The organism is Flavobacterium sp. 5 (assembly GCF_002813295.1).
Lineage (GTDB): Bacteria > Bacteroidota > Bacteroidia > Flavobacteriales > Flavobacteriaceae > Flavobacterium.
The window spans coordinates 1,368,017-1,380,946 of record NZ_PHUE01000001.1 but is presented as its reverse complement, the minus strand read 5'-3'; the positions used below and the strand labels follow the sequence as shown (position 1 = coordinate 1,380,946).

Annotated in this window: 7 protein-coding genes; 1 reads left to right on the top strand and 6 read right to left on the bottom strand. The window is 32.1% G+C overall.

From position 1 onward, the window contains the following. Positions 1-37 precede the first annotated feature (37 nt). From CLU82_RS05690 to map, 3 genes are all read right to left on the bottom strand, one after another. Positions 38-2,944: a DEAD/DEAH box helicase gene (locus CLU82_RS05690; protein ID WP_100842175.1), complete on the bottom strand. Its 2,907-nt coding sequence runs from the start codon at positions 2,942-2,944 to the stop codon at positions 38-40. 117 nt (positions 2,945-3,061) lie between these two features. Continuing rightward, entirely contained in the window at positions 3,062-3,826 is a 765-nt protein-coding gene (locus tag CLU82_RS05685) for a class I SAM-dependent methyltransferase (protein ID WP_100842174.1), read from the bottom strand. 20 nt (positions 3,827-3,846) lie between these two features. After that, positions 3,847-4,665 carry a type I methionyl aminopeptidase gene (map, locus tag CLU82_RS05680; protein ID WP_100842173.1) on the bottom strand — a complete coding sequence of 273 codons (819 nt, stop codon included), beginning with the start codon at positions 4,663-4,665 and terminating at the stop codon, positions 3,847-3,849. A gap of 128 nt (positions 4,666-4,793) precedes the next feature. Between map and CLU82_RS05675 the strand changes: the two genes are divergently transcribed. Continuing rightward, entirely contained in the window at positions 4,794-6,047 is a 1,254-nt protein-coding gene (locus CLU82_RS05675) for a DUF445 domain-containing protein (RefSeq protein ID WP_100842172.1), read from the top strand. 75 nt (positions 6,048-6,122) lie between these two features. On the opposite strand, the gene gpmI is transcribed toward CLU82_RS05675, so the two are convergent. The 3 genes from gpmI to CLU82_RS05660 all read right to left on the bottom strand — a co-directional run bounded on the left by gpmI (position 6,123) and on the right by CLU82_RS05660 (position 12,790). Next, complete coding sequence (gpmI, locus tag CLU82_RS05670; protein WP_100842171.1) at positions 6,123-7,640, bottom strand: 2,3-bisphosphoglycerate-independent phosphoglycerate mutase; 1,518 nt, start codon at positions 7,638-7,640, stop codon at positions 6,123-6,125. 223 nt (positions 7,641-7,863) lie between these two features. Then, entirely contained in the window at positions 7,864-10,281 is a 2,418-nt protein-coding gene (locus CLU82_RS05665) for a DUF5916 domain-containing protein (RefSeq protein ID WP_100842170.1), read from the bottom strand. Between the two features lie 115 nt (positions 10,282-10,396). Next, the gene (locus CLU82_RS05660) at positions 10,397-12,790 is read right to left on the bottom strand and encodes a DUF5916 domain-containing protein (RefSeq protein WP_100842169.1); all 2,394 of its coding nucleotides are present in this window, start codon (positions 12,788-12,790) and stop codon (positions 10,397-10,399) included. Between the last annotated feature and the right edge of the window lie 140 nt (positions 12,791-12,930).

The following is a 12,930-nucleotide window of genomic DNA, read 5'->3' as shown; positions in this document are numbered from 1 at the left end:
ATATTTGAAAAGCACTAAACTGGCTAGAACTTTCTGTTTATTCCAATAAGAATTCCAAATTCTCTACAATATCTGCGCCAATATAATTTTCATCTAAAAGAGAATCTGCTAATAGTTTTTTACTTTCTTGTAAGCGAATGATTTTTTCTTCAACCGTATTTTTGGTAATAAACCGAATGGCATTGACTTTATTCAATTGACCGATTCTATGTGCACGACCAATTCCTTGCTTTTCAGCGAAAGGATTCCACCAAGGGTCTAGGAAAATAACATAGGAAGCTTTGGTAATATTGAGTCCAACACCGCCTGCTTTCAAAGAGATAAAAAATAACAACGGTTTTTCTTGATTTTGAAAACGACTCACTTGATATTCTCTATCTGTTAATGAAGTTTCCCCGGTGAGTTCACAATAATCAATTTTGTTTTCTTGGCACCATTTTTTATAAAAATTCAGGTTCGAGACAAACGAACTAAAAATGATAGTCTTTTGCTGGGATTGTACTAATGTCTCTAAATAATTGGTTACCGCAAGATATTTTCCAGAATCTAATTCGGATTTAGAATCAATCATTTTAGGGTGATTACTCAATTGTCTCAAACGCATCAATGTGTTTATAATATTGATTTTATCTATTCCAGAACCATCTGTTTTTAATAATGAGTTTCGAGCCTTGGATTTTTCTTCTTCGTATAATTTCTCTTGCTCTGGTTCCATTTCGCAGTAGAAAATTTGTTCTGAAAGTTCTGGTAAATCTTTTAAAACTTGTTCTTTGGTTCTTCTCAAAATGAAAGGACTGATAAGATTTTTTAATTCTAATAAACTGTTTTCGTCTTGTTTCTTCTCGATGGGAAATTTGTAATTCTCAGCAAAAAAAGCATAACTCCCCAATATATTTGGATTGATAAATTGCATTTGCGACCATAAATCATCCAGCGAATTCTCTATTGGAGTTCCGCTCAACGATATTTTATGACTCGCTTTTATTTGATTAATTGACTTGAAAATTTTTGAGTTTTTATTTTTGATGTATTGACTTTCGTCCAAAATCAAATACCTGAAATTGTATTTTTCTAAAATTGAAATATCTCTCGAAATGATAGCGTAGCTAGTAAAGATCAAGTCGTATTTCTCTAATTTTTTAGAAAGTATTTTTCGTTCGTTACCAACGTATTGTACTCTTCTAAAATGTGGTGTGAATTTCCGAGCTTCATTATACCAATTAAAAACCAATGATGATGGCAAAACAATTAAAGCTTTTAAATATTCTTTTGGTGTGTGTATTTCGTTGTCAAATAAATCCAATTGTACATCTTCTGCTTTTTGAATATCTAACTGTTCTTGTACAGCAACTAGAGTTGATAAGGTTTGCAATGTTTTCCCCAATCCCATATCATCAGCTAAACAAGCACCTAAACCATTATTATAATGTTCTAAAAGCCATTTAACTCCTTGAATTTGATACGGCCTCAGAGTTGCTTTTACTAAAGGTGAAGCTTGATATTCTATGCTTTCTTTTAAATTTACGGAACTCTTTAATTCTGGAATGCCTTCTAAAACTGCAAAATTGCTTTTAAGTAATGTAAGATTTCCGTTTTGAATTTTTGACAATTTAGCCATTGGTCCATAAAGTGTCATCCATTCCAACGGAATCAAAAAGTAACTACCATCAGGTAAAAGAAACAGTCGGTTTCGGTTTTTTATGTTCGTAATTATTTCACTGAAATTAAATTCAAATTCCTCACAAACCACTATCATTTTAATATCAAACCAATCGTTTTTTATTTCATTGGAGAATTGAATAGTTACTTTGTGAGTATCTATTTTCTTACTGTCAATTTTTAAATCGCGTATAGTAAAGCCTAATGATTCAAGAACTTCTTGATTGTCAATTGCCCATTGAATATTGCTGTATGGGTCTTGTTTTTCTTCTTTTGGCGAAAGCCCAAACAAACCATTTTCTGTTTTAATAAAGCCAAGTTCCAGTAAATTATTTTCAAAGAATGCTTCTTCGGTTGTCCTTTTATATTGAATTACTTTGATTTCATCCAAATTGCGAGTGTCAATTTCAGAATGGATTTTTTTGGTTTTACTATTGTCGAAAATGAATCCATCATAGTCGAATAAAAGGTTGATGTAATAGGTGTTTTTAAAAAAATCATGTGTCAGCTGAAGCGAGCAGGAAATAATTATGTTCTTTAGTTCAATAGCAAATCCGCTGGCTTTTATATCTGCTTTTTTTGCAACATCCTTGATAAATTTTTCAAAGTATTCAGAAACCATTTTTGAAGGGATTTCAACGGTTTTTTTCTTCAAAAAAGGAATAATTTTTTTAGTATTGATGTCTTTTAGTTGATACAATTTATGGTGAGCAACTAACCATCCCGGTTCATCCAAAAGAAGCGTGATAACTGTGTTTGATGGATGAAATTCAGTAGCCTCGTCTTTTAAAAGTAGCGTATAGGAAATTCCGTTTTCGTGTTTATCAAATTGAAGGCTAGTTTCTAATACTGGATTTTTAGTAGCAATTCGACTGATGCGAAAATCTTTTTCTTTTCCTAAATTTAACGATAGCGGAAAATCTTCTTGGGAAACTAAACTATAAAACTGCTCTAAATTAGTTTTTATGAATTGCTGAATTCCAAATTCCAGTTTACTGTCCTTTAGTAAATCCTCAATGGTTTTGGATGATTTACTTTTTTTGCTGAATTTCTTAAAAATTGCTTCGGGTTTGAGGGCATCACAAAGAGATAGAATTTTTTTAGTATTTGTATCTAAATTTTCAATAACAACACCAAAACTTTGGAGTACTTCAGAACTCGCTTTTTTGTCTAAATACGTTATAGCTTCAGAATATTCAACAATATAAGCTGTCGGAATATAGGTGTTTAGTTTTTTTTCAAAACTAATATCAAAGCAAAATATAAAGGAATTTTCGGTTTCCAAAAGCAATAGTGTATTTGAATGTTAGACGGTTTTAAAAACAGAAATCCCACAAATTTGCACAAAATATATGTGAAAAATTGTGGAATCTTTATTGATATTTAACTTGGTGTACTGTGCTTATTTAAAACAAACAGGAATGATTTCTCCTTTTGCTAAACAATATTTTTCTACCAATTCAGGAGAGATTTTGTTAGTATAATCTTCTTCAACTACAGTAAATCCAATACTTCTTAGTTTATCAAAATAATCACGACCATAAATACGTACGTGGTCGTATTGACCGAATATTTTAGCACGTTCTTTTTGATCAGTAATAGTATCGTCAGCAAATGTTGTCGCTCTTTTTAAATCTTGTGGAATTTGTAAAATTGCCATTCCGCCAGGTTTTAAAACTCGGTACAATTCCTGCATCGCTTTCGTATCATCTGGAATGTGTTCCAAAACGTGATTACAAAGAATAACATCGTATTGATTGTCTTCAAAAGGTAAATTACAAATATCCGCTTTTACATCCGCCAATGGCGAAAATAAATCGGTGGTAGTGTAATCTAAGTTTTTTTGATTGCGAAACAATTTATAAAAAGCCTGCTCTGGTGCAAAATGCAATACTTTCTTTGGAGCTGTAAAAAAGTCAGTTTGCTCATTCAAATACAACCATAACAAACGGTGTCTTTCTAACGAAAGTGTACTTGGCGAAAGGACATTGTTACGTTGTGTTTCGTATCCATAAGGCAACATCGATTTGAAGCTGTTCCCATCGATAGGATCAGTAAATTTGTCTCCTTTTAATGTAAAAGCAACGATAGGACGAGCTACATAACTCATTCTAATTAAAAGCGGACGTGGAATAGTATTTAGTACTAATTTAAAAAGTTTTTTCACAGGATTATGCTGGATTGTAATTAAAGTACTAATGGCACTTTTCTAAATTCATCTTCTTCATTGCTCACGATTCCTAATGCTTGGTAGATATAAGCAAACGTTGATAAAATCTCTGGTTTTCCATCGATAATAGCAACATCGTGTTCAAAATGAGCACTTGGTTTTCCGTCAGCGGTAGTGATTGTCCAACCGTCTTTGTGCTGTTTGATGTTTCTGGTTCCCATGTTTATCATCGGTTCGATAGCTACAACCATTCCTTCGATTAAAAGTTTACCGCGACCACGTTTTCCGTAGTTTGGCATTTCGGGATCTTCATGCATTTTTTGTCCAACACCGTGACCTACCAATTCACGAACCACGCCATAACCGTGTGCTTCTGTATATTTTTGAATTGCGTTTCCAACATCTTCAACACGGTTTCCAACACGCAATTCGCGGATTCCAACGTATAAAGATTCTTTGGTTACTTGAAGTAATTTTCTCGTTTCTGGAGCAACATCACCAATTTCAAAAGAGTAAGCGTGATCTCCATGAAAACCATTTTTGTAAGCACCACAATCAACCGAAATAACATCACCACTTTCTAATGGTTTGTTGTTCGGAATTCCGTGTACTACCTGAGAATTTGGACTCATACATAATGAGTTTGGAAAGTCATATAATCCAAGGAAACTTGGTACAGCTCCATGGTCACGAATAAATTCTTCGGCTCTTTTGTCTAAATATAAAGTGGTAACTCCTTCTTTTATTTCAGAAGCAATCATTCCTAATGTTTTTGATACGATTAAAGCACTTTCGCGCATTAATTCTATTTCCTCACGGGTTTTTTGAATAATCATGTTTTCGAATTTTCAGAGTGCAAAAATACACTTTTAAAATTATTTCTTAAAGGTTGGCTTTGTTTTAATTTTTAGAAATTGTAGTATTTTAAATGCTTAAATTAGCTAATAAATTATTTTGACACATTATGGAATCAACTATAGGACAGGAAAATAGCAAAAAAGAGCAGGATTTGATTAAAATGAAGAGAAGTGCATTGGTTCTTTTAGGATTTGCTGTTGTTCTTTTTGTTTTTGCTAATGTCTATGATATGGGTTGGTTGAAAGCTTTGAGTGAAGCGGCAATGGTTGGAGGTATTGCTGATTGGTTTGCTGTAGTGGCTTTGTTCAGGCATCCGTTGGGAATTCCGATACCGCATACGGCTTTAATCCCTAGTAATAAAGATAAAATAGGTGAGAATTTAGGGGGTTTTGTCTCTGAGGAATTTTTGACTCGTGAAAAATTAGAAGTAAAAATTGAACAATTTAATGTCGCACAGAAAGTTTCGGATTGGTTAATTGATGAAAAAAACGCAACTCTTGTTACTGATTTAATTGTTGTGAACGTGATTCCCAGAGTTTTAAAAACGATAGATGATGAGCAGGTGAAGCATTTTATTCAAACTCAATTCAAACTCAAATTGGATAAAGTAAATTTTGCAGAATGGATTGCTCTTGGTTTGAAGTCTTTGGCGAAAAGCGAAAAACAGGAAGTATTAGTAACCAATGTTTTGAAAACACTGATTGATGAGCTGGAAAATAATAAACACCTGATAGAAGATAAGGTGAAAAGTTCTACTCCCTTTCTTTCTTTTGGTTTGGTCGATAAAAAAATTGCAGAAGGTGTTTTTAATGGATTGTATGATTTTCTAGTGCAAGCCAGTCATCAAGACAGCGAGATTAGGAAAAAAGTTAACGATTATGTGATGCGCTTTATAACCGAGTTAGGAGAATCATCAGAAATGCAACAAAAAGTTAATGATTTGGTTATTGGTTTTTCCCAAAAAGAAGAAGTTCAGGATTATATTACTGGTATTTGGGTGGAAATAAAAACAGCTATTGATAATGATTTAGCGCTTAAAGAAGATTCATCTATTAAAAAAAGTATTACTAATATGATTAAGAGTTTTGGTAGAGGAATACAGGAGGATACTGTATTAATGACTAAAATTAATGATTTCGTCAAAAACGATGTTCTGTCAGTACTTATTAATAATAAAAAAATGATAGGCGATTTAATTTCTTCTACAGTAAAAAGTTGGGATACTGATGAAGTCGCCAAAAAGCTAGAACTTGAAATAGGAGGAGATCTTCAATTTATTAGGATTAATGGAACTCTTGTTGGTGGTCTAGTAGGGCTTTTAATTTATGCTTTCGAATGTATTTTGCAACAATTTGTTTAAAGGTTAGATTTAAAGCAAAAAAAAGAGGCTATCTAGTATTTAGATAGCCTCAATTATATAAATGAATTTTGTTTTCTATAATAAAGAATGACAAGTCATTGCTGCTGGTTGCTCAATTCCCATCAAAGCAAGAATAGTAGGGGCAATGTCTCCTAAAACTCCATTGTTGATGTTTTTTAAATCTTTGTCAACTAAAATAATTGGCACAGGATTTGTAGTGTGAGCCGTGTTTGGGGAACCATCAGGGTTAATCATTGTTTCACAGTTACCGTGATCCGCAATTATAATCGTGGTGTAGTCATTGGTCAAAGCAGCTTCAACTACTTCTTTTACACAAGCATCAACAGCTTCACAAGCTTTGATAGCTGCGCTCATTATACCTGTATGTCCAACCATATCTCCGTTGGCAAAATTTAAACAAACAAAATCTACTTCTCCTTTGTTTAATTCAGGAACTAGAGCATCTTTTAATTCAAATGCACTCATTTCTGGTTGTAAATCGTAAGTTGCTACTTTTGGAGAATTTCTTAGGATTCTGCTTTCGCCTTCAAAAGGAGTTTCTTGACCTCCTGAGAAAAAGAAAGTAACGTGTGGATACTTTTCAGTTTCTGCAATACGAATTTGTTTTTTGTTTGCTTTTTCTAAAACTTCTCCTAATGTTTCAGTGATGTTATCTTTGTTATAGACTACTTTTACATTTTGATAAGTTTCATCATAATTGGTTAGCGTAACATAGTACAAGTTTAATTTGTGCATGTTTTGCTCGTGGAAATCTTTTTGAGAAAGCGCTTCGGTCAACTCACGTCCTCTATCAGTTCTAAAATTGAAGAAAATAACGACGTCATCTTCTTTAATAGTAGCAAGAGGTTGATTGTCTGTGTCAACCATTATTATTGGATGAATAAACTCATCAGTTACATTGTTTTTGTAGCTTTCTTTCACGCTGGCTACAGCATCTGTAGAGTGAGTTCCTTCACCATTAACAACAGCATCGTAAGCCAGTTTTACTCTTTCCCAACGTTTGTCTCTATCCATTGCGTAATAACGACCTGTAATAGAAGCTAATTTTACAGTAGTATTTGAGATGTAGTCTTCTAAATCCTGAACGTATTTTTTACCAGATTTTGGATCTACGTCACGACCATCTGTAAAGGCATGTACAAATACATTGTCTAAACCATAAGCTTGAGTAGCATCTATTAATCCACGTAAATGAGAAGTGTGAGAGTGAACTCCACCATCAGAAAGTAAACCTAAAAAGTGTATTTTTTTATTGTTTTGTTTGGCATATTCAAAAGCGTCGTTAAGCACTTGTTCTTTAGCCAATGTTTTGTGTTCAACAGCAAGGTTAATTTTTGCTAAATCTTGGTAAACAATTCTTCCAGCTCCAAGATTCATGTGACCTACTTCGCTGTTTCCCATTTGCCCTTCAGGAAGACCAACATTTAAACCGTCAGTACGAAGTTGTGCGCTAGGGTATTTTGTATAAAGACTATTTATAAACGGAACATTTGCATTATCAATTGCAGAAACTTTAGGGTCAGGAGATTTTCCCCAACCGTCTAAAATCATTAAAATTACTTTTTTGTTCATGGTATGAAATTTTTTGCAAAGATAAAGCTTTCGTAAAAAATAGAAGTTAGTCAAAACCACTATTATACATAAAAAATAGAAGTACAACAAAAACTTAAAATTGTGTTGTAAAAAGTGAGTTTTTCTGAAAAAAATGCAAAAAAAAACCTCAAAAAGCTACTGCTTTGATTTAGCTTTTTGAGGACAATTTTATCCAGAAAACAATAGGGGTTTTATGTTTCTGTTATAATATGTTTTTTACTTGGTTGTAATCTATAAAATACTTTAAACTAACTGATAAAACGTGACTTAGATCTTTGTTGTTGAGTAAGCTAGTATAGTTGTTTCCAAAATCTTTATTGATTAAATTGTCATATTTTGCGGCATTATTTCTGTACAAAATAGTTAATTGACTCCCAGGGGCAAACCACCAATTATAGGACAAGTCTAAATTCCAAGTGTTTAAATTTTGATTTTGGTTTTCGGTATAGGTGTCATTAGGAGAAAGTCTTCCATTGTCTTCTAGATTATAGAAGTTTAGATTCTCGGTATATGACCAATAATAACGAGCCGAAAGGTTAAAATTCATTTTGCTATTCAACGAATATTTTCCATTAAGGGTGTTTGTGTAAGTGATTACATTTCTATTTGCATAGATTATAGCATCGGAAGGTAAAGTATCATTATTAGATCCACTGTCTACAAAACCTTTATTATTATTTTGACGTAAAAAATTAAAATCATAATACAATGCTAAATGGTCATTGAAACGATATCTAGGTCCGATGTAAAGACCATAGGACATTCTTTTAGGTTCACCAAACAGTGCTATTGAAGGATTTAAATCAATTGCGAATTTGTTATTGTAATTTGTCGAAATCTCAAACCAGCTTCCAAATCGCGTTGGGTCAATACTATAGAGACCGTCAGTTCTGGGTTCATAATAATTGTAGTTTTCAAATGGTCTATAATCAAATCCAAAACCTACATAATGATTCTTTTTTGTGTTTGAATTGACATTAAGATTGATTTGGTTAGATTGAATTTTATTAGTTTCTTTTTGAAATTGTGTGTTGACGTTAATATTAGTATTGAAAGAATTGAAAATTTTAGTTGGATTAAGAATTCTATAACTAGTATTTCCGTAAAAGCTGTAATAATTAGTCTCAAAATTAATTCCTAAGTCGTTATTATCGAATCCTTTAGTAACTAAGTTAGTTCCTGTGCTATATCGGTATTTACCACTGGTTTCTGCAAAATTTAATGTAGTATTGATTCCTTCTTTCTTGTTTTCAATGTCATTTACATAACTGTATTCAAAATTTCCAGATAAATTATAAGTGTTTTTTACAGTATTTAAATCCCAAACTAAAGCGGAAACGTTTCCATCTCTGAAAGAGCCATCTCTCGTAACATTGGTGTTTACAAATGAAGCTGAGGAATTTTTATGAAAACGCTGGTCAAGTACTATTACATTATAATTGGTTAGCGGTTCTACTAAAACTTGACGAGTTTCTTGGGTAATAGTGTCTCTAATAGTCGCATAAGTTTTTTTAGTTACAGCGTTGAGGTATCCAATTCCTAGTCCACCTTTTGTTCTACCCGAAATTTTGGTTGCATTGTAAAGATCAACATTAGCAAGATTTTCGATTATTTCTTCATTAGTTGCCATTTTTGGGGAATAAGATGGAGGACCACCAATTCTTCTAGAATAGAATAGATTTCCTTTACTAAACAAGTCGGTTCCTTCTGTAAAAAAGCCTCTGTTTTCATTAAATTGTTGTTCGAAAGGACTTAAATTCAAGATTCGATCATCATATTTGGTTTGTCCAAAATCAGGAATGAGCATGGCGTCTAATGTAAAAGCATCGTTAATACCATATTTAATATCCAGACCTCCTTTTAATTCACCATACGTTTTTTGATTGGCATTGGCATAAGTATAGAATGAGGCATATGGTAAAAAGAAGAGTCTGGTTGGTGTTTTTATATTCTCAATACCAGTCATAGTTCCATTTTGTTGGGTAATTGTACCAATTTTTGAATCGATAAAATTCCAAGAATATTTTTGACGGTCTCTTCGTATTTCTCTAAAAAAGTTCATACCCCAAGTTTGTATTTTTTCATTGGAAAAACGCAATGCTGCATAAGGAATCCGCATTTCTACAATCCAGCCAAATGAAGTTATGAGTGCTTTACTTTCCCAAACGGCATCCCATGAATAGTCTTCTCCATTGTTATCTGTTGCTAAACAATCGGCTTGACCATCAGCAGCATTAACAAAAAACTCAAAATTTTGTTGCCCATCATTATATCCATTAATAAAAACACCAAAGAAATCGGCTGTTCCAAATTCGTCCCTTTTATTTATTTCTTTTAAAATTTTATTGGGTTCATTGTCATACATTAATGCACTAATATATATGGCCTCATTGTCGTATAGAACACGAACTTCGGTTCTTTTATTATTATCAACAGTTTTGCCGTTGTCGGGTTGAAACATTATGAAATCTGTGGCAATTGGTGTCGATTGCCAAATGGCTTCGTCTAGTTTACCATCTAATGTTATTTTTTCGGATGTGAATTTTGTCTGCAAAGATTTTTTTTGCCCATATATTAGAGTACAGAATAATAATAAATATATGTAATAATGCTTTTTCATGGAATCGATGGTTTATCATATCAGATTTTTTTATTTAATTAGATAAAAAAATAAAAGGCGATATTAAGAATAGACTATCGAATTTATTTAATGTTACATTTTTGGTAAGAAATGTTTAAAATTTGTTTTTTATAACATTATAATCAATGTAGTAGCGTAAACTAATAGAAAAAATATTAGTTAAGTTACTGTTGAAAATATTAGATAAGTTGTTTGAAAGATTTTTTTCTACTTGATTTGTTTGTTCTAAACCGTAATTGCGGTATAGTATAATCATTTCACTGCCAGGGGCAAACCACCATGAATATGATAAATCTAAATTCCAAGAGTTGAAATTTTTGTTTTTATTTAGATTGTAAGTTGTATTTGGAGTTAAGTTTCCATTGTCTTGTAAAGTAAAAAATTCATGATTGTCTGCATAGGACCAATAATAACGGACATCAAGATTTAAAGCCATTTTATTCGTTAGTGCAAATTTTCCAGTAACTACATTTGAAAGAATTTCTCTGTTTCTTTCTGCAAAAAAAATGTCTGTATCGTCATAGTCAACATATCCTCTGTCGTTTTTTTTGTTTGTATAATCGAAAGCATATTCTAATGAGAATTGATTGCTGAATCGGTATTTTGGTTTTATATAGATATCATAAATTTGTCTATTCTCTTCATCATATTTTTCATAAGCAACTGTTGCATCTATTGTAAATTTATGGTTTCTGTTCCATTCAAACGCAAAGTAGGAAGATGCTCTTTTGGGAATATATACATAACGACCATTAACACGAGGCTCGTAAAAATCATACGATTCTTGAGGTTTATACAATATTGAAAATTCATAATAAGTGTTGTTTAAAGACGAAGCTCCAATGGTTGCATTTAGGTAATCTTCTTGAATTTTGCCTGTCGTATTTTGAATTTCTAAATTGGATCCTAATGTTATTTTAAAGCTATTAAAAATTGAAGTAGGATTAAGAATTCGATAACTTATATTGCCAGAAGCTGCATGATAGTTGGTGTAATAAATTAATCCAAGATCATTGACATCATAATCTTCGGAAATATATTTTCCAGAAACTTCATATCGAATTTTGCCACTTGTTTTTTCAAAGTTCAATGCCGTTTTGTAACCGTTATAATCTTCGTAAGTGTTTATTGTACTGTATTTAAAGTCTCCGTTTAAACTGTAGCTATTTTTTTTTGTATTTAAGTCAAATAAAAGCCCCGATACATTAGCGTCTCTAAAGTTGCCGTTACGAATAGTGTTCGTATTTATAAAGGTAACAGATGAATTTTGGTTAAAACGCTGGTCCAATACTACTATATTATAATTGGTAAGCGGTTCAATTACTTCTTTTCTTGTGGCAGAAGTTATAGTGTCTTTTATTTTTGCAGACGTTTTTTCAGTTATGGCATTCAAAAAACCTATTCCTAGGCCTTTTTTGGTGCGACCAGATATTTTAATAGCGTTGAGTAAGTCTACTGTACTTGGGTAATCTGTGATTTCTTCATTTTTTTCAAGAATAGGTTCTGTACTAGGAAAGCCTCCTATTCTTCTTGAATAGAATAAGTTTCCTTTAGAAAAGAGTTCAGTTCCTTCGGTAAAAAATGGTCTGTTTTCATCTAATTTTTGTTCGAATGGTTCAAGGTTTAAAATGGCATTGTCAAACTTAGTCTGACCAAAATCGGGAACCAAAATTGCATCAAGTGTAAAAGCATCGTTAATGCCATATTTAATATCTAAACCACCTTTAAAGGTGTTGTCTGATTGTGTATCATCTTTTTGATTATAAAAGGAAGCGTATGGAATGAAGAACAATCGGGTAGGAGTTTTAATGTTTTCTATTCCCTCTAATAATCCATTTTGTGTGAGTTCAGCTCCAATTTTAGTATCAATTAGATTCCAAGAGTAAATTTGAACATCACGTTCTATGTTTCTAAGAAAATTGATACCCCAAGTTTGCTTGTTTGAATTTGGAAATCGTATTGCTGCATATGGAATTTTTATTTCTACATTCCACCCTTTATCTGTTAGCACTGCCTTGCTGTCCCAGATAGCATCCCATGAAAAATCTTTATAGTCTTCAGTTGCCACACAGTCTAATTGTACACCAGCTGCTGTGACATAAAATCTAAAATCTTGTTGCCCATCATTAAAGCCATTTATGAATACCGAAAAATAATCACTAACCCCAAAAATATCTCTATTGGTGATTTCTTTTTTTATTTTGTTAGTTTGATCATCAAGCATAACAGCTGCTATATAAATAGCATCATTATCATATATGATTTTTACTATAGTTTTTTTATTTTCATTTATAGCTTTGCCATTGTCAGGCTGGTACATGACAAAATCGGTTGCTATTTCTGCAAACTCCCAGGCTTCTTCGTTTAGTTTTCCATCAATTGAAATCCTTGAAGTAATAGAATTCGTATGAATAATTTTCTTTTGACTATACAGTTTGATACCACATAGAATTATTAAAAAAACAAGAAAATTACGAGGGATAATCATAAAAAGCGGTGGTTTGTAACAAAAATAGAAAATTTTATTATAAAAGTGTCGTTTTGATTGTAAATGTTTTAGATGTAAAAGCCGACAAAGTGTTAAAATATATCGATAAAATACATTTTATTTTTTGATAAGTGATTATT